Annotated in this window: 14 protein-coding genes and 1 pseudogene; 12 read left to right on the forward strand and 3 right to left on the reverse strand. The window is 69.7% G+C overall.

What is annotated here, in order from left to right; all coding sequences use genetic code 11:
• Window positions 1-8 precede the first annotated feature (8 nt).
• Window positions 9-1958 carry an APC family permease gene (locus tag B2W79_RS14050; protein WP_396654736.1) on the reverse strand — a complete coding sequence of 650 codons (1950 nt, stop codon included), beginning with the start codon at window positions 1956-1958 and terminating at the stop codon, window positions 9-11.
• Between the two features lie 224 nt (window positions 1959-2182).
• Between B2W79_RS14050 and B2W79_RS14055 the strand changes: the two genes are divergently transcribed.
• Genes B2W79_RS14055 through B2W79_RS14070 form a run of 4 tightly spaced genes read left to right on the forward strand, consistent with a single transcriptional unit; the run spans window position 2183 to window position 4557 of the window.
• Window positions 2183-3244 carry a VanZ family protein gene (locus tag B2W79_RS14055; RefSeq protein WP_292790345.1) on the forward strand — a complete coding sequence of 354 codons (1062 nt, stop codon included), beginning with the start codon at window positions 2183-2185 and terminating at the stop codon, window positions 3242-3244.
• Window positions 3245-3278: 34 nt separating this feature from the next.
• A complete protein-coding gene (locus B2W79_RS14060; RefSeq protein WP_071327833.1) occupies window positions 3279-3539 on the forward strand; it encodes a type II toxin-antitoxin system prevent-host-death family antitoxin in 261 nt (86 codons plus the stop codon).
• On the forward strand, window positions 3536-3799 hold the full coding sequence (locus B2W79_RS14065) for a type II toxin-antitoxin system RelE family toxin (protein ID WP_071327832.1): 264 nt from the start codon (window positions 3536-3538) through the stop codon (window positions 3797-3799). The genes B2W79_RS14060 and B2W79_RS14065 overlap by 4 nt, the downstream gene beginning before the upstream one ends.
• Window positions 3800-3852: 53 nt before the next feature.
• Window positions 3853-4557, forward strand: coding sequence for a GTP pyrophosphokinase (locus B2W79_RS14070; protein WP_025104005.1), 705 nt, complete (start codon window positions 3853-3855; stop codon window positions 4555-4557).
• A gap of 15 nt (window positions 4558-4572) precedes the next feature.
• Here B2W79_RS14070 and B2W79_RS14075 read toward each other — a convergent pair whose 3' ends face one another.
• Together B2W79_RS14075 and B2W79_RS14080 are read right to left on the reverse strand one after the other, a co-directional pair.
• Window positions 4573-5787 carry an amidohydrolase gene (locus B2W79_RS14075; protein WP_292790351.1) on the reverse strand — a complete coding sequence of 405 codons (1215 nt, stop codon included), beginning with the start codon at window positions 5785-5787 and terminating at the stop codon, window positions 4573-4575.
• Window positions 5788-5896: 109 nt separating this feature from the next.
• Entirely contained in the window at window positions 5897-6538 is a 642-nt protein-coding gene (locus B2W79_RS14080) for a TetR/AcrR family transcriptional regulator (protein WP_292790354.1), read from the reverse strand.
• A gap of 153 nt (window positions 6539-6691) precedes the next feature.
• Between B2W79_RS14080 and B2W79_RS14085 the strand changes: the two are divergent.
• From B2W79_RS14085 to B2W79_RS14120, 8 genes and pseudogenes are all read left to right on the forward strand, one after another.
• Window positions 6692-8359, forward strand: a pseudogene (locus tag B2W79_RS14085) (ABC transporter substrate-binding protein).
• Window positions 8360-8430: 71 nt separating this feature from the next.
• Window positions 8431-9255 carry an ABC transporter ATP-binding protein gene (locus B2W79_RS14090; RefSeq protein ID WP_292790356.1) on the forward strand — a complete coding sequence of 275 codons (825 nt, stop codon included), beginning with the start codon at window positions 8431-8433 and terminating at the stop codon, window positions 9253-9255.
• On the forward strand, window positions 9252-10058 hold the full coding sequence (locus tag B2W79_RS14095) for an ABC transporter ATP-binding protein (protein ID WP_071327827.1): 807 nt from the start codon (window positions 9252-9254) through the stop codon (window positions 10056-10058). Before B2W79_RS14090 ends, B2W79_RS14095 begins: the two co-directional genes overlap by 4 nt.
• Window positions 10055-11143, forward strand: a complete 1089-nt coding sequence (locus B2W79_RS14100; protein ID WP_071327826.1) for an ABC transporter permease — start codon at window positions 10055-10057, stop codon at window positions 11141-11143. Before B2W79_RS14095 ends, B2W79_RS14100 begins: the two co-directional genes overlap by 4 nt.
• A gap of 1 nt (window position 11144) precedes the next feature.
• Window positions 11145-12293: an ABC transporter permease gene (locus B2W79_RS14105; protein WP_292790359.1), complete on the forward strand. Its 1149-nt coding sequence runs from the start codon at window positions 11145-11147 to the stop codon at window positions 12291-12293.
• The gene (locus B2W79_RS14110) at window positions 12293-14545 is read left to right on the forward strand and encodes a glycoside hydrolase family 3 N-terminal domain-containing protein (RefSeq protein WP_292790362.1); all 2253 of its coding nucleotides are present in this window, start codon (window positions 12293-12295) and stop codon (window positions 14543-14545) included. Before B2W79_RS14105 ends, B2W79_RS14110 begins: the two co-directional genes overlap by 1 nt.
• Before the next feature lie 169 nt (window positions 14546-14714).
• Window positions 14715-15041, forward strand: coding sequence for a ferredoxin (gene fdxA / locus B2W79_RS14115; protein WP_025103996.1), 327 nt, complete (start codon window positions 14715-14717; stop codon window positions 15039-15041).
• A partial coding sequence (locus tag B2W79_RS14120) for an FAD-dependent oxidoreductase (RefSeq protein WP_292790365.1) occupies window positions 15038-16110 on the forward strand: 1073 nt, incomplete at its 3' end. The genes fdxA and B2W79_RS14120, both read left to right, overlap by 4 nt.

A 16110-nucleotide genomic window follows, 5' to 3' on the forward strand; every position in this document is an offset into this window, starting at 1 on the left:
CGCCGCCGTCAGGACTCGGACGGCGGCCCGGCGGGGCGGTGCGCCCGGCGCCCGGCCACCACGACGGGCCGTCCCGCCCGCTCCTGACCGGGCAGCGGACGCGAGCGCCGGCCGTAGATGAGCTCGGACGAATCGAGCAGCCACGGCACCAGGGTGATCGACACCCCGTGCACGAGCATGAGCTGGTTCGCGAGGCGGCGGGCGCGCCGGTTGTGCAGGAAGTTCTCCCACCAGTGCCCCACGATGTACTGCGGCAGGTAGACCGTGACGACGGAGGAGCCGTGCTTCTCGCGGTACTGCCGGATGAACTGCGTCACGGGCTGCGCGAACGAGCGGTACGGCGACTCGACGATCACGAGCGGCACCGGCACGAGGTGGTCCGCCCACTCCTGCTGCAGGCGGGCGGCATCGTCCTGCGACACGGCCACGTGCACGGCGAGGGTCTTGTCGTGCTTGGCGGCGATGGCATAGTCGATGGCCTTCATGACCGGCTTCTGCAGATGGTTCACGAGGACGATGGCGACGTCGCCGGAGGCGCCGAAGCGGGTGGTGTCGTCGATGGCGATCTCGTGCTCGACGTCCCGGTAGTACCGCTTGACGCCGATCATGAGGAACGCGAGCACCGGGATGGCGAAGAACACGAGGTAGGCGCCGTGCGTGAACTTCGTGATCGTCACGATGACCAGCACGAGCACGGTCAGCGTCGCCCCGGCGGAGTTGATGAGCAGCCCCACGCGCGCGGAACGCCGGTCCGCGGCGCCGTCGCCGTCCGGTGGAACGGGCGCGCGCAGCGCCCGCCGCCAGTGCCGCACCATGCCGATCTGGCCGAGGGAGAAGGAGACGAAGACGCCGATGATGTAGAGCTGGATCAGCGTCGTCAGCCGGGCCTGGAACACCACGAGCACGGCGATCGCGGCGATCCCGAGGAGGATCATGCCGTTGGAGAACACGAGCCGGTCGCCGCGGGTGTTCAGCGACTTCGGGGCGTAGCCGTCGCGGGCGAGCACGGCGCCGAGCAGGGGAAACCCGTTGAAGGCGGTGTTCGCCGCGAGGAGCAGCACGCAGGCCGTGGCCGCCTGCACGATGAAGAACGGGATGCTGCCGCCGCCGAACGTCGCCGCGGCGATCTGCGCCATGAGGCTCGGCTGCGGGGTCGTGCAGTCGAAGCCGATGAGGTCGCAGGGGTTCTCGGCGTAGTGCACGCCGGCGATGAGGGCGAGCGCGGTGAGTCCGGAGAACAGGCAGATCGCGATGGTCCCCATGAGCACGAGGGTCGACTGGGCGTTGCGCACCTTCGGGGCCCGGAACGCGGGGACGCCGTTCGACACGGCCTCGACCCCGGTCAGCGCGGAGCAGCCGCTGGAGAACGCCCGGAGGATGAGCAGCAGCACGGCCGCCTGGCTGAGGCTCTCGGCCTGCACGGCGAACTCCGCGCTGGACGCGATCGGGGCGTCGCCGAGTGCCGTACGGAGGAGCCCGGTGACGATCATGATGCCGACCGAGCCGATGAACACGTAGGTGGGGATGGCGAACACGAGCGACGCCTCCCGAACCCCGCGGAGGTTCACGATGATGATGAGCACGACGAAGCCGACCGCGAGCTCCACGCGGAGCGGGTCGAGCGCCGGCACTGCCGAGATGATGTTGTCCACTCCGGACGCGACCGACACGGCCACCGTGAGCACGTAGTCGACGAGGAGGGCCGCGGCCACGATCACCCCGGGGATCTCGCCGAGGTTCTTCGACGCGACCTCGTAGTCGCCGCCGCCGGAGGGGTACGCCTTGATGAGCTGCCGGTAGCTGAGCACCACCACGAGCAGCAGCACGACGACCGCTGCTGCGACGAGCGGGGTGAACGACAGGAAGGTGAGGCCGCCGATGAGCAGGATCATCACGAGCTCTTGCGGGGCGTAGGCCACCGAGCTCAGCGCGTCCGAGGCGAAGATCGGCAGCGCCATGCGCTTGGGGAGGAGCTGCTCGTCCACCTGGGCGCTCGTCAGCGGGTCGCCGAGCAGGATGCGCTTGGCGCGCGGCGGCGCGTCCGGAGTCGGCCTCGTTTGTTCTGACACGTCCGGCGACACTACGCCGACCGGGGACGCCCTCACGCGATCCTCACGGAATCCCTACGGCCCGGTGGCGCTCCCTCACGGAATCCTCACGGCCTGCCGGTAACCTTGCGTCAGTGGGGGATCAGGTGGTTCTGGGGGTCATCGCCGTGGCGATCGGCCTGGCCGCGGGCGTCGTCCTCTTCGTGCCCTTCGTCGCGATCAGCTACCGCCGTCGCGGACGCCTCTCGCTCGGCCGCACGCTGCTCTGGCTCGCGGCGCTCGTCTACTTCTGGGCCATCTGGACGTACACGCTGCTCCCGCTGCCCGACCCGGACGCCATCCGCTGCGTGGGGGCGATCACCGACCCGATGTCCGTGGTGCGCGACGTGCAGAAGGCGTTCGCGGCGCCGGGCAACCCGCTGCGCCAGCCGGCCCTGCTCCAGCTCGTGTTCAACGTGCTGCTGTTCGTCCCGCTCGGGGCGTTCCTCCGCGTGCTGGGCGGACGCGGCCTCCCGACCGCGCTCCTCGCCGGCTTCGGGCTCTCGCTGCTCGTGGAGACCACGCAGCTCACCGGCGTCTGGGGTCTGTACCCGTGCGCCTACCGCTTCTTCGACGTGGGCGACCTGATGACGAACACGACCGGAGCCGTGCTCGGTTCGGTGCTCGCTCTCGTGGTGCCCCGGTCGCTGCGCGGCTTGCAGGCGCGGGCGGATGCCGATGAGCCGCGCCCGGTCACCCGGGGTCGCCGCGCGCTGGCGATGCTGTGCGACGGGCTCGCGAACGGCTTCGTCGTGCTCGCCGGGGGCGTCGGGGTGCAGCTCTGGCTCGAGTACGTCGTGCAGGACCGTCAGGCCGTTCTCGACGGCACCCTCGCCGGCACGGTGAGCACGGCGGCCGCCTGTGCGCTGTGGCTCGTGGTCATCCTGGTCACCGGCCGCTCGGTGGGAGACCTCGCCGTGCAGTTGCGCTACACCGGGTCGCGACTGCCGGCCGCGCTCGCCCGGCTGCTGCGCTGGGCGGGCGGCATCGGCGGACTCACGGCTCTCGGGATGCTCGGCGGGGTGTTCGACGCGCTCTCCTCGGTGCTGATCCTCGTCGCGATCGTGCTGCTGTTCACCACCCGCCAGGGGCGCGGCCTCCCCGGTCTGCTCTCCGGCCAGCACCTCGAGGACGCCCGCGTCACTGCGAAGAGGTGAGCCCCATTATGTACATAAGAGGTATTCTGTACGCATGAACACTCTCAGCCGCAGCGTGCCGTCGAAGGACCTGCGCGATCAGCTCGCCGACGTTCTCGGTGGTGTCGCGTACGGGGCGGAGCGGGTGGGGGTGACGCGTCACGGCAAGCTCACCGCGGTCGTGATCGGCGTCGACGACCTGGAGCTCCTGGAAGAGCTCGAGGCTGCGCGGGATGCGGCGGAGTTCGGAGCGGCGAAGGCGGCAGACGACGGGGGTCGAGTCTCGCTCGGTGACCTCCGTGCGGAACTCCCGTGACGCGGTACCGCGTCGAGTTCACCACCGCAGCGGCGAAGGAGGTCCGCAAGCTGGATCCTCAGCTCCGTCGGCGCATCCTCGCCGGGATCTCCGACCTCGAAAGGGATCCTCGTCCGCACGGCGTCCGCAAGCTCGCCGGGTTCGACAACGCCTGGCGCGTGCGGATCGGCGACTACCGTGTGCTCTACGAGGTCGAGGACGAGCGGGTGCTCGTCACCGTGGTCCGCGTCGCCCACCGCCGGGACGTCTACGACCTCTGACGGCATTCCGAATCCACAGGGGTTTCCGATCACGGATCGATAACGTCGTCCCCATGAGCGTGATCCCCGTCGACGAGCACCTGATCTCCGAGGCGAAGGAGCTCCGCGACCAGCTGCAGCGCTTCCTCCGCGAGTACGAGTTCGGGATGCGCGAGGTGGAGACGAAGATCTCGATCCTCCGCGACGAGTTCACCCACGACCACGCGTACAACCCCATCGAGCACGTGAAGAGCCGGCTGAAGTCGCCGGACAGCATCGTCGAGAAGATCGCCAGGAAGGGTATCGACGACCCGGACTTCGACCGCATCCGTGCCGAGATCACCGACATCGCCGGAGTGCGGGTGACCTGCAGCTTCGTCGCCGACGTCTACCGGCTGTTCGATCTGCTGACCGCGCAGGACGACGTGACCGTCCGCACGGTGAAGGACTACATCGCGAACCCGAAGCCGAACGGGTACAAGAGCCTGCACGCCATCATCGAGGTCCCCGTCTTCCTCTCGACGGGCGCGCTGTCCGTGCCGGTCGAGGTGCAGTTCCGGACCATCGCGATGGACTTCTGGGCGAGCCTGGAGCACAAGATCTACTACAAGTTCTCCAACCAGGTGCCGGCGCACCTCGTCGACAGCCTCAGCGATGCCGCCGACGCCGCCGCCGAGCTCGACACCCGCATGGAGCGGCTGCACCGCGAGGCCCATGGCGTGCCGCAGCGGCAGCTCGCGCCGCCGCCTCCGCCCGCGCCGGGGATCGTCGAGGTCTGAGCAGCCCGACCCGGCTCAGGCGAGGAACTCGCGGGCGGCCGCGGACATCGCCGTGACGCCGACCTCGATCGTCGGATGGATCTCCGGCGCGAAGAACGGCGAGTGGTTCGTGGGGATGTCCTTCTCCACGGTCCCCGCCGCGACGGCCTCGGCGAACCGAGCGGGGTCGACGCCGCCCCAGAACCAGAACACGAGCGGCACCTCGGCGTCGCGGGCGAACCAGGAGACGTCCTCGCTGCCGGTGAACATGCCGGGGTCGACGACGGCTGACTCCCCGAGCGCCCGACGCAGCGCCGACGAGACCCGCGCCGTCGCCTCCTCGTCGTTGATCGTGGCGGGGAGCGTGTGCTGCGTGTGGATCTCCGGCTCGCGCTCCGCCCCCGACGCCATCGCCTCGGCGCGCACGATCCGCTCGACGCTCGTCAGCACCTTCTCCCGCACGTCCTCGTTCGGGTAGCGGAGGCTGAGCTCCAGCTTCGCCTCGGCCGGGATGATGTTGTTCTTGAGCCCGGCGTGGATCGAGCCGACCGTCACCACGGCCACGCCCTGCGGGTCGATCTCGCGCGAGGTGATCGTCTGCAGGCGCATCACGGTCGCGGCCGCCATCACGACGGGGTCGATCGTGGCGTGCGGGCGGGAGCCGTGCCCGCCGCGGCCGTGCAGGGTGACGGTGAGACCGTCCGACGCGGCCATCTGGGTGCCGCTGCGCACACCGATGATCCCGGCGGGGAGCGGGGTGACGTGCTGGCCGAGCACCACGTCGGGCTTCGGGTAGCGGGCGAGCAGGCCGTCGTCGAGCATGGCCCTGGCGCCGGCGCCGTACTCCTCGGCAGGCTGGATGAGCACGACGAGGGTGCCCGACCATGCGGAGCGCTCGGCGACGAGCTTCTCGACCGCGCCGATCATCGCGGTGACGTGCATGTCGTGGCCGCACGCGTGCATGACGGGAACAGTCGTGCCTGCGGGGTCGACGCCTCTCGCGGTGCTCGCATAGGCGAGGCCCGTCTGCTCCTCGACCGGGAGCGCGTCCATGTCGGCGCGCACCCACACGACCGGACCCTCGCCGTTGCGGAGAACCCCGACCACGCCGGTCACCCCGACGCCTTCTTCGACCTCGAGGCCCAGGTCGCGCAGGTGCTGGGCGGCGATGCCGGCGGTGCGCGTCTCCTGGAACGAGAGCTCGGGGTGCTGATGCAGGTCGATGTAGAGCGCTTCGAGGTCGATCGTCATGGCCAGAGCCTAGCCGGGTGTGCGCCGAGACCCCGGCGTTCCGCCGAGACCCCGGCTTCGCCGCGCCGGGAGCGCGGGGTCTCGACGGGAACGCGGGGTCTCGGCAGGGTCAGTGCACGTAGGACTCCAGGGCCGGTCCCGGACGCAGCACGGCGTTCACGATCGCCTGGATCGCGAACTCGCTCGTCTCGCCGAGTCCGATCACCTCGGGATGCAGGAGCCACTGGAGCTGCAGGCCGTCCATCACGGCGAGGATGGCGGCCGAGGCGGCGGCGACGGTCGCGGGTTCGGTCACGCCCTCCTGGGCGCAGAGCTCTCCGAACGCCGCCGCGACCTCCCGTCGCAGGGTCGTGTAGCGCTCCTCGAAGTACTCGCGGCCGGGGTGGTCGTCGGTGACCGACTCGGAGGAGAGGACCGTGTAGGCCTGCACGATGCCCGGCCGCCTCTCGTTGGCGAACGCCGTGCGGACGAGGTGGAGGAACAGCTCCGGCCCGTCGGGGATGTGCTTCTCGGCGAGGTCGGCCACGTCGGCCTGGTCGCGGTAGGCGAGCACCTCGAGGAGGAGCTTCTGCTTCGACCCGAAGTGGTGCAGCACGCCCGCGTGCGTGATGCCGACCTGCTCGGCGACATCGGCGAGCGTGCCGTTCGTGGAGCCCTTGTTGCCGAAGATCTCGACCGCCGCCTTGAGGATCTGCTCGCGCTTCTCCCGCGTCGCCGGGCGCACCCGTACCGTGTGCACGTCGTCCGTCATGAGCCCACCTCCCGTCGTCCCGCTCTGCTTGCCAACCAACTTACTCCTCGGTAACCTCTCCACAGCTTACTTTCTCGACAGTAAGCAAAGCGGCGGCCGGTGGCGATCCCTCGGCCGCGACGCCGCACAAGGACCCGTGCCCAAGGAGAAGCAATGAAGCTCACGAAAACCCTGATCGCCGCCAGCGCGGTCGCCGTCCTCGGCGTCTCGGCGCTCGCCGGATGCTCGGCTGGCGGTGGATCCGGCGACGGCGACGGCGCCGGCTCCGCGTCCCTCACCATCGCGAAGCCGGACGGCGCGATCAGCACCGAGTCGAACAACCCGTTCGTCGGCGACTCCGCCGCGTCGAAGTACGGCTACGCCAAGGTCGTGTTCGAGACCCTGGCCCTGGTGAACCAGACGGGAGACCGCGGTACCACGCCATGGCTCGCCGAGAGCCTCGAGTGGAACGACGACTACACGCAGCTCACCGTCGTCCCCCGCGCCGACGTCACCTGGAGCGACGGCGAGCCGTTCACGGCCGACGACATCGTCTTCTCCTTCGAGACCGCCTCGATCCCCGCCCTCGACACCGCCGGCCTCAAGTTCGAGGGTGCCGAGGTCGACGGCGACAAGGTCGTGCTGAGCTTCGGCGACTCCAAGTACGTCAACCAGGCACGCGTGCTGCACGTGCCGATCGTCCCGAAGCACATCTGAGAGAACTTCGACGACCCGGCCACCGACCCCGTCACGGGCGACGACCTCGTCGGCACCGGCCCGTACGCGATGGCGAACTGGTCGACCGAGTCGGTCACGCTCGACGCACGCGACGACTACTGGGGTGGCGACCTCGCCGTGCCGGAGCTGCACTACGTCTCGTACGGCGACAACACCGCCCTCACCACGGCCCTCGCGAACGGCGACGCCGACTGGGCGCAGGCGTTCATCCCGCAGATCGAGGAGCAGTTCCTCTCGGCCGACCCCGAGCACAACAAGTTCCTCGCCTCCCCGACCACCGGTTCCGCCACGCTGTTCATGAACCTGCAGCAGAAGCCGTTTGACGACCCCGCCTTCCGTCAGGCGCTCGCCTGGGTGATCGACCGCGACGCCTACGTCGACATCGCGCGCGAGGGTGCCAGCGAGGCCGTCTGGTCGGTCACGGGCCTGTCGTCGATCCTCGAAGACGAGATCCAGCCCGAGTTCCAGGGCGTCGATTACAAGGTCGACGCCGAGAAGGCGCGTGACCTGCTGGAGACCGCCGGGTACACCTGGAAGGACGACGCCCTGATCGACCCCGACGGCACGCCCGTCTCGTTCACGCTCTCCGTCCCGTCCGGCTGGAGCGACTGGAACACCGCGCAGGAGCTCATCGCCGAGGACGTGAAGGACGGCATCGGTGCCGAGGTCAAGATCGACATGCCCGACTGGGGCGGCTGGGCCGACCCCCGCGACAACGGCACGTTCTCCGCGATCATCCACTGGCTGGAGGACAGCGGCACGGCGTACGGCCTGTACACCTCGACCATGGACCCGCGCTGGATCTCACCCGAGGGCAAGGCCGGCTTCAACTTCGGCCGCTTCGACGACCCGGAGGCGACCGCCGCGCTGAACACCTACGCCAACGCCTCGTCCGACGAGGAGCGCACAACCGCCATCGACACGCTGCAGACGATCTTCTCGGAGCAGGTGCCGGCCATCCCGCTGGGCGCCCACCCGCTGCTGGGTGAGTTCAACACGCGCAACTACGTTGGCTGGCCGTCGGAGACCGACACCTACGCGTCCGCCGACCCGACGCAGCCGAACATCGTGCAGATCCTCACGAAGCTGAAGCCCGCCGAGTAAGCACCACCCGAAGGGGAGCCCGGTCCGGTCACGCGGCTCGGGCTCCCCACCAGGTCGACGAAGGACACCCCATGCCAGACCCTCTGCTCACCGTGCGCGACTTCTCCGTCGTGTACGACGTCGATCCGCCCGTCGAGGCGGTGAAGAACGTGACCCTCGAACTGCAGCGCGGCGAGATCCTCGGCCTCGCCGGGGAGAGCGGATGCGGCAAGACCACGCTCGCCTACGGGGTGCAGCGCCTGCTGCGCGCGCCGGCCGTCATCACCGGCGGCAGCGTGACGTTCCACGATGCGACCGGCATCGACATCGACATCAACGCGCTCGACGTCGACGCGATGCAGCGGTTCCGCTGGGACAAGGTGTCGATGGTGTTCCAGGGCGCGATGAACGCCCTCAACCCCGTGGCGACGATCGGGTCGCAGCTGGAGGACGTATTCGAGATCCACCGCCCCGACATGAACCGCAGGCAGCGGCGGGCCGAGGCTGAGGAGCTGCTCGAGATCGTCAAGGTCGGCCGTCAGCGGGTGCGCTCCTTCCCGCATGAGCTCTCCGGCGGCATGCGTCAGCGCGTCATGATCGCCATGGCCCTGGCGCTCCGTCCGCAGCTGATGGTCATGGACGAGCCGACGACTGCGCTCGACGTGCTGGTGCAGCGGGAGATCCTCACGCAGATCTCCCACCTGCGGCACGAGTTCGGCTTCTCGGTGATCTTCATCACCCACGACCTGCCGCTCCTGCTGGAGATCAGCGACCGGATCGCGATCATGCGCGAAGGCGAGATCATCGAGCTCGACACGGCAGAGCGCATCTGGACGCAGCCGGAGCACGAGTACACGAAGACGCTGCTGTCGTCGTTCCCCCGGCTCACCGGGGAGAGAGGGGTGCTGGTGCGATGACCACCCTCGAGTTCCGCCACGTCACGAAGGCGTACAACGTCCGAGGCGCAGGGCAGATCAAGGCCCTCGACGATGTGAGCTTCACTCTGACGTCCGGCCAGACGATCGGCCTGGTCGGACAGTCCGGCAGCGGCAAGTCCACGATCGCGAAGATCCTCACCCAGCTCGAGACCCCGACCAGCGGTGAGGTGCTGCTCGACGGCACGCCGATCCCGCGCCGCGGTAAGGGCCTGCGACGGTATCGCCAGCAGCTGCGGATGGTGTTCCAGGACCCGTTCGCCTCGCTCAACCCGTACCACTCGATCCGCTACCACCTGGAGCGTCCGATCCGTCTCGACGACGTGGTGCCCAAGAAGGACACCGAGAACGAGGTGCGTCGGCTCCTCGACCGGGTGCGCCTCGATGCGGACGCGGTGATCGACCGCCGCCCCCACGAGCTGTCGGGCGGTCAGCGACAGCGTGTGGCCATCGCCCGTGCCCTGGCCTCGCGGCCGTCGCTCCTCGTCGCCGACGAGCCGGTGTCGATGCTCGACGTCTCCATCCGGCTCGGCGTGCTGAACCTGCTCGCCGACCTGCAGCGCGAGGAGGGGCTCGGCGTGCTCTACATCACGCACGACCTGGCCACGGCCCGTCATTTCAGCGACGAGATCATGGTCCTCAACCAGGGGCGCGTGGTCGAGTACGGCACCGCCGACGATGTGATCCTCAACCCGCAGGACCCCTACACCCGCGAGCTGCGCGCGGCTTCCCCCGATCCGGAGAAGCACTTCGCCGCAGCGGCATCGAACGGAGGCGCGCAGTGAGCTCCGCTCTCCCCCAGCTCGACGACAACGACCTCGTCGCCCGCGATGCCCTCGAGGTCGGCACCACGGCGACCAGGGCAGAGCGCACCAGGCGACCGGTGCCGTGGCGCTTCTTCGCCGGTCGCGCGGCGTTCTACCTGTTCACGCTGTGGGCGGCGATCACGATCAACTTCTTCCTGCCCCGCCTCATGAAGGGCGACGCGGTCAGCTCGTACCTCGCGCGCAACCGCACCGTGAGCCCCGAGGCGGCGGAGGCCCTGCGCGTGCTGCTCGGCATCGACACCGACAAGTCCATCTGGCAGCAGTACCTCGAGTACTGGGGAATGCTGCTGCGCGGCGACCTCGGCATCTCGACCCTGCACGGTCTGCGGCCGGTCGCCGAGGTGCTCGCCGCCGCCCTGCCCTGGACGCTCGGACTGGTCGGCATCGCGACCGTCATCTCGTTCGCGATCGGCACGCTGCTCGGAGCCGTCGTGGGGTGGAAGCGCGGCAGCAAGCTCGACGCGATCATCCCGGTGACGACGTTCTTCAACACGATCCCGTACTTCTGGCTGGGACTCATCGCCATCGCGATCTTCTCCTCGACCCTGAAGTGGTTCCCCTCGTCGCACGCCTACGACAAGGGACAGTCGCCGGAATGGAGCCTCGACTTCATCGGCCAGGTGATCATGCACGGCACGCTCCCTGCGCTGACCATCGTGGTCGCCTCACTCGGCGGGTGGGTGCTCGGCATGCGCAACATGATGCTGACGGTGCTGGACGACGACTACATCACGGTCGCGCAGGCGAAGGGCATGCCCAACAAGCGGGTGCTCTGGGGCTACGCCGCCCGCAACGCGGTGCTGCCGCAGATCCAGAGCTTCGCGCTGTCGATCGGCTTCATCGTCGGCGGCACGATCGTGATGGAGATGGTCTTCAGCTATCCGGGTGTCGGCAAGCTGCTGCTCGATGCGACCAACGCCAAGGACTTCGCCCTCATGCAGGGCGTGTTCCTCGTGATCACGTTGTCGGTGCTAGTGGCCAACATCCTCGCCGATGTCGTCTACGCCTACCTCGACCCGCGCACGCGCCAGATGGAGTCCTGACATGACCGTTCCCACCACCGCAGCGAACACGGCGCCGGACGGATCGGCCGTCGTGTCCGGCATGCCCGAGACCGCCACGCTGCGCACCCCGCCGGCGGGAACGCCACCGCGCAAGACCTTCTGGTCGCAGCTCGCGCAGGCGTTCGCGATGTTCCGCAACCCCAAGTCGATCGCCAGGCTCCTCATCCTCGGGGCGTTCGTGCTCATCGCGATCTTCGCCCCGTGGATCGCCCCGTACGGACCGACCCAGAAGGACCGCACGGCACTGCGTCAGCCACCCTCCTGGGAGCACTGGCTGGGCACGACGCACATGGGCGAAGACGTCCTGAGCCAGATCATCTACGGCACCCGCGGGGTGATCGTCGTCGGCTTCCTCGCGGCGTTCATCGCCACGATCATCGCGATCACGATCGGTGTGATCGCGGGTTACGTGCGCGGCTGGAAGAGCGAGTCGCTCTCGGCGCTGACCAACGTGTTCCTGGTGATCCCCGGCATCCCGCTCATCATCATCATCGCCTCGCAGTTCGAGAACCCGCCGCTGATCGTGATCGCCGCGGTGCTCGGGATAACGGGATGGGCGTGGGGCGCCCGCGTGCTCCGCGCGCAGACCATGTCGCTGCGCAACCGCGACTTCATCCAGGCCGCGCGGGCGAACGGCGAGCCGCTGCGCCGCATCATCACGGTCGAGATGCTCCCGAACCTCATGGCGCTCATCGCGTCGAGCTTCGTCGGCACCGTGACCGCGGCCATCCTCGGTCTCACGACCCTGGCCTTCATCGGCGTGATCCCCGTCAGCAACCTGAACTGGGGGACCATCCTGTTCTGGGCGCAGCAGAACGGCGCCTTCCCGCGGCTGTGGTGGTGGTACGTGCCCGCCGGGCTGTGCATCGCGATCATCGGCGTCGCGCTCTCGCTCATCAATTTCGGCATCGACGAGTACGTCAACCCGCGACTGCGCTCGGCGGGCGAGCGGGCCAGGGCGATGAAGAAGAAGGGGCTGAACGTGAACGACGCCGTCACGGCCGTCCGCAGCGTGCCCCTGCCGACGAAGGCCCCCGATCCCGTATCGTCGGCGACTTCGCCGGGCGCTTCCGAGACGACCGACTCCTCGAACACCGCGACACCGCACACGAACCAGAACACGAAGTGATGACCTCTCAGACTCTGACCACGCAGCTCCCCTACCAGGACCCCGCTCTCTCGATCCCCGAACGCGTGGCCGACCTCCTCGACCGGATGACGGTGGAGGAGAAGGTCGGGCAGATGCTCCAGCTCGACGCCCGCGACGACATCGACGACCACGTGCTCCGGCGGCACGCGGGGTCGATCCTGCACGCCTCGGACGAGCGTCTGCGGCGGGCCGCCGCCCTGGTCGCGCAGACCCGACTCGGCATCCCGCTGCTCGTGGGCGAGGACTGCATCCACGGCCACTCGTTCTGGCCCGGAGGCACGATCTACCCCACGCAGCTCGGCATGGCAGCCTCCTGGGATCCGGCACTCGTCGAGCGCGTGGCGCGGGCGACGGCCGAGGAGGTCGCCGTGACCGGCATCCACTGGACGTTCTCACCGGTGCTGTGCATCGCCCGCGACCTGCGCTGGGGGCGGGTCGGGGAGACGTTCGGGGAGGACCCGTTCCTGATCGGCGAGCTGGCCTCGGCCATGGTGCGGGGCTATCAGGGTGACGGGCTCGACGACCCCACGGCCATCCTCGCCACAGCCAAGCACTTCGCCGGCTACTCGGAGACGCAGGGCGGACGCGACGCCAGCGAGGCCGACATCTCCCCGCGCAAGCTGCGCTCCTGGTTCCTGCCGCCGTTCGAGCGGGTCGCCCGCGAGGGCTGCCGGACGTTCATGCTCGGGTATCAGACGACCGACGGGGTGCCGATCACGCTGAACGAGTGGCTGCTCAGCGACGTGCTCCGCGGCGAGTGGGGCTACACCGGCACCCTCATCACCGACTGGGACAACGTGGGCCGGATGGTGTGGGAGCAGCGGGTGCAGCCCGACCTCACCCATGCCGCGGCCGCGGCCGTGCGCGCCGGGAACGACATGGTGATGACCACGCCGGGGTTCTTCGAGGGGGCGCTGGACGCGGTCGCCCGGGGGCTCCTGCCGGAGGACTCGTTCGACGACGCGGTCTCCCGCATCCTCACGCTGAAGTTCGAGCTCGGGCTCTTCGAGGACCCGCGGCTGCCCCGCGACGACGTGTCCGCCGTGGTCGGCAGCGCCGCGCACGCAGACCTCAACCTCGAGATCACCCGCCGTTCGCTCGTGCTCCTCGAGAACGACGGACTGCTGCCGCTGGACGCCGCGGCACCGCTGCGGGTGGCGGTGACCGGACCGCTCGCGGACGACGCGCAGACGCAGCTCGGCGACTGGGCCGGCGGCTCGGGCCAGGCGGGCTGGCTCGACGGACAGCCCCGCGAGATGATCACGACCGTGCTCGACGGCCTCCGTGCAGTGGACGCGTGGACGGTCACGCATGCACGCGGCGCCGACATCCTCACGCTCGCCGACGACCCCCGCGGCACGCACTTCCCGGACAACCAGCCGCGTCCTCGCGTGGTGCAGCCGTGCCCGCCGGATCCTGCGCTGATCGCGGAGGCGGTGGCCGCCGCCGAGGCCGCGGACGTCGTGGTCGCGGTGGTCGGCGATCGTATCGAGCTCGTGGGTGAGGGGCGGTCCACGGCCACGCTGGAGCTCATCGGCGGCCAGAACGCCCTGCTCGACGCGCTCATCGAGACCGGGAAGCCCGTCGTCGTGGTGCTGCTGGCGTCCAAGCCCCTCGTGCTCCCGCCCTCGGTGCAGCGGGCGGCGGCGGTGGTCTGGGCGGCCAGTCCCGGCATGCAGGGCGGGCGGGCGCTCGCCGACATCGTCACGGGTGCCGTGGAGCCCTCGGGCCGGCTGCCGATCTCGTTCGCACGGCACGTCGGGCAGCAGCCCACCTACTACAACCAGATCCGCGGTCAGCACGGCGACCGCTACGCCGACCTCACCCAGGCGCCCGCGTGGGCCTTCGGCGAGGGCCGGTCGTACACGACCGTGGCGTACGCGGAGCTGGAGCTGGAGCAGACGGAGCTGCTCCTCGGCGACACCGTGGTGGGGCACGTGACCGTGACGAACACGGGGGACCGGCCCGTCCGCGAGACCGTGCAGGCCTACGTGCGGGACGAGGTGACGAGCGTGAGCTGGACCGACCGCGAGCTCAAGGCCTTCCGGCAGGTCGACCTCGCGCCGGGGGAGAGTGCGCGCGTGCGGATCGAGGTCCCCGTCGCGGACTGCACGATCGTGACCGCCGCCGGCGTCCGGACCGTGGAGCCCGGTGCCTTCACGCTCCTCGTCGGCCCCAGCTCCCGCGAGGATCACCTCCTTTCCGCCCCCTTCGAGATCTCCCCGTCCTGATTCCTGACCCCTGATTCCCCGAGACCCCGCTTTCCCGCCGAGACCCCGTCGTGTCCGCGCGGCGGAGGCGGGGTCTCGGCGAGAGGTCGGGGTCTCGGTCTCGATTTGACCTCAAGTGCGCTTGAGGTTTTACGGTGGAGGGCGTGAGTGGGACAGAGAAGAAGTCGCGATGACGTACGTGATCGCGTTGCCGTGCGTCGACCTCAAGGACAAGGCCTGCATCGACGAATGCCCCGTCGACTGCATCTATGAGGGGGAGCGGTCGCTCTACATCCACCCCGACGAGTGCGTGGATTGCGGAGCGTGCGAGCCGGTGTGCCCCGTCGAGGCGATCTACTACGAGGACGACCTCCCCGACGAGTGGCAGGACTACTACAAGGCCAACGTCGAGTTCTTCGACGAGATCGGCTCGCCTGGCGGCGCTGCCCGCACCGGACTCATCCGTCACGACCACCCGCTCATCGCCGCGCTCCCGCCGCAGGAGGTGCACGAGTGACCCCGCGCATCGCCATCGTCGGCGCGGGCCCCGCGGGCATCTACGCCGCCGACCTGCTCCGGGCGCAGGTGCCGGAGGCGGCCATCGACCTGTACGAGAAGCTCCCCGCACCTTACGGGCTCGTCCGCTACGGCGTCGCCCCCGACCACCCGCGCATCCGCAAGATCATCGACGCGCTGCACGACGTGCTCCTCCAGCCCGGCATCCGGCTGCGCGGCAACGTCGAGGTCGGTGTCGATGTGACGGTCGACGAGCTCCGCCGGGCGTACGACGGCGTCGTCATCGCGACCGGAGCCGACCGCGACGTGGCGTTCGACGTGCCGGGAGCGGAGCTTCCCGGATCGTTCGGCGCCGCGGAGTTCGTGGCCTGGTACGACGCGCACCCCGACGTCGCGCAGGGTTGGGGCCTGGAGGCGGAGTCCGTGGCCGTGCTCGGGGCGGGCAACGTCGCCCTCGACGTCACACGCATCCTCGCGAAGCACGCCGCGGCGCTGGAGTCGACCGACACTCCCGACCACATCCTCGACGCGCTCACCGCGAGCCGGGTCCGCGACGTGCACCTGTTCGCCCGTCGTGGCCCCGCCGATGTGCGCTTCTCGGCCCTGGAGCTGCGCGAGCTCGGGGAGCAGCACGACGTGGAGGTGATCGTCGATCCCGCCGACCTCGAGCTCGACGACCATGCCTCGCGCATGCTGGAGCAGTTCTCGCAGCGCCGCATCATCGTGCGCACTCTCGCGGACTGGGCGCAGCGTCCGTCCGCCGGGGCCTCCCGGCGCATCCACCTGCACTTCCGGCATCGCCCGGTCCGCGTCGTCGGCACGGACCGCGTGGAGGGCATCGAGTTCGAGCGCACGGCCTCCGATCCGCTCGGCCGCATGGTCGGGACCGGCGAGCTCGTGCGGTACGAGGTCGGCGCCGTCTACCGGGCGATCGGCTACCTCTCCTCGCCCGTGCCCGGCGTGCCGTTCGACGCGGCACGGGGCGTCGTGCCGAACGCGGAGGGGCGGGTGCTCGATGCCGACGGCACGCCCGTGCCGGGCCTCTACGCGACCGGCTGGATCAAGCGCGG

It is taken from the genome of Microbacterium sp. UBA7513 (genome assembly GCF_002478345.1).
Taxonomy (GTDB): Bacteria; Actinomycetota; Actinomycetes; order Actinomycetales; family Microbacteriaceae; genus Microbacterium.

What these genes read in the sequence shown, in the direction of transcription:
- B2W79_RS14110 (WP_292790362.1), top strand. Translation starts at nt 12,293, where the DNA reads ATGACCTCTCAGACTCTGACCACGCAGCTCCCCTACCAGGACCCCGCT.
- fdxA (WP_025103996.1), top strand. Translation starts at nt 14,715, where the DNA reads ATGACGTACGTGATCGCGTTGCCGTGCGTCGACCTCAAGGACAAGGCC.
- B2W79_RS14105 (WP_292790359.1), top strand. Translation starts at nt 11,145, where the DNA reads ATGACCGTTCCCACCACCGCAGCGAACACGGCGCCGGACGGATCGGCC.
- B2W79_RS14060 (WP_071327833.1), top strand. Translation starts at nt 3,279, where the DNA reads ATGAACACTCTCAGCCGCAGCGTGCCGTCGAAGGACCTGCGCGATCAG.
- B2W79_RS14080 (WP_292790354.1), bottom strand. Translation starts at nt 6,538, where the DNA reads ATGACGGACGACGTGCACACGGTACGGGTGCGCCCGGCGACGCGGGAG.
- B2W79_RS14090 (WP_292790356.1), top strand. Translation starts at nt 8,431, where the DNA reads ATGCCAGACCCTCTGCTCACCGTGCGCGACTTCTCCGTCGTGTACGAC.
- B2W79_RS14050 (WP_396654736.1), bottom strand. Translation starts at nt 1,958, where the DNA reads ATGGCGCTGCCGATCTTCGCCTCGGACGCGCTGAGCTCGGTGGCCTAC.
- B2W79_RS14095 (WP_071327827.1), top strand. Translation starts at nt 9,252, where the DNA reads ATGACCACCCTCGAGTTCCGCCACGTCACGAAGGCGTACAACGTCCGA.
- B2W79_RS14070 (WP_025104005.1), top strand. Translation starts at nt 3,853, where the DNA reads ATGAGCGTGATCCCCGTCGACGAGCACCTGATCTCCGAGGCGAAGGAG.
- B2W79_RS14075 (WP_292790351.1), bottom strand. Translation starts at nt 5,787, where the DNA reads ATGACGATCGACCTCGAAGCGCTCTACATCGACCTGCATCAGCACCCC.